Raw genomic sequence first — 1623 nt, 5'->3', positions numbered from 1 at the left:
GACGAAAAATGAATACCAAGTCTCAAGAGTGAACACGTAATTCATTACGAAGTTTAATTCATTGAGCATCAAACTTTTAAATTGAAGAGTTTGATCATGGCTCAGATTGAACGCTGGCGGCAGGCCTAACACATGCAAGTCGAACGGTAACAGGAAGCAGCTTGCTGCTTTGCTGACGAGTGGCGGACGGGTGAGTAATGTCTGGGAAACTGCCTGATGGAGGGGGATAACTACTGGAAACGGTGGCTAATACCGCATAACGTCGCAAGACCAAAGAGGGGGACCTTCGGGCCTCTTGCCATCAGATGTGCCCAGATGGGATTAGCTTGTTGGTGAGGTAACGGCTCACCAAGGCGACGATCCCTAGCTGGTCTGAGAGGATGACCAGCCACACTGGAACTGAGACACGGTCCAGACTCCTACGGGAGGCAGCAGTGGGGAATATTGCACAATGGGCGCAAGCCTGATGCAGCCATGCCGCGTGTATGAAGAAGGCCTTCGGGTTGTAAAGTACTTTCAGCGGGGAGGAAGGTGTTGTGGTTAATAACCGCAGCAATTGACGTTACCCGCAGAAGAAGCACCGGCTAACTCCGTGCCAGCAGCCGCGGTAATACGGAGGGTGCAAGCGTTAATCGGAATTACTGGGCGTAAAGCGCACGCAGGCGGTCTGTCAAGTCGGATGTGAAATCCCCGGGCTCAACCTGGGAACTGCATTCGAAACTGGCAGGCTTGAGTCTTGTAGAGGGGGGTAGAATTCCAGGTGTAGCGGTGAAATGCGTAGAGATCTGGAGGAATACCGGTGGCGAAGGCGGCCCCCTGGACAAAGACTGACGCTCAGGTGCGAAAGCGTGGGGAGCAAACAGGATTAGATACCCTGGTAGTCCACGCCGTAAACGATGTCTACTTGGAGGTTGTGCCCTTGAGGCGTGGCTTCCGGAGCTAACGCGTTAAGTAGACCGCCTGGGGAGTACGGCCGCAAGGTTAAAACTCAAATGAATTGACGGGGGCCCGCACAAGCGGTGGAGCATGTGGTTTAATTCGATGCAACGCGAAGAACCTTACCTGGTCTTGACATCCACGGAAGATTTCAGAGATGGATTTGTGCCTTCGGGAACCGTGAGACAGGTGCTGCATGGCTGTCGTCAGCTCGTGTTGTGAAATGTTGGGTTAAGTCCCGCAACGAGCGCAACCCTTATCCTTTGTTGCCAGCGATTCGGTCGGGAACTCAAAGGAGACTGCCAGTGATAAACTGGAGGAAGGTGGGGATGACGTCAAGTCATCATGGCCCTTACGACCAGGGCTACACACGTGCTACAATGGCGCATACAAAGAGAAGCGACCTCGCGAGAGCAAGCGGACCTCATAAAGTGCGTCGTAGTCCGGATTGGAGTCTGCAACTCGACTCCATGAAGTCGGAATCGCTAGTAATCGTGGATCAGAATGCCACGGTGAATACGTTCCCGGGCCTTGTACACACCGCCCGTCACACCATGGGAGTGGGTTGCAAAAGAAGTAGGTAGCTTAACCTTCGGGAGGGCGCTTACCACTTTGTGATTCATGACTGGGGTGAAGTCGTAACAAGGTAACCGTAGGGGAACCTGCGGTTGGATCACCTCCTTACCT

At 53.4% G+C, this 1623-nt stretch carries 1 rRNA gene; it reads left to right on the top strand.

The features are described from left to right. The first annotated feature begins 78 nt into the window (after positions 1-78). Positions 79-1620 (top strand): 16S ribosomal RNA (locus NAZ64_RS22320). The last annotated feature ends 3 nt before the right edge of the window (positions 1621-1623 follow it).

This window comes from Salmonella sp. A1325 (assembly GCF_056991255.1).
This window is presented reverse-complemented; position numbering and strand designations above follow the sequence as displayed.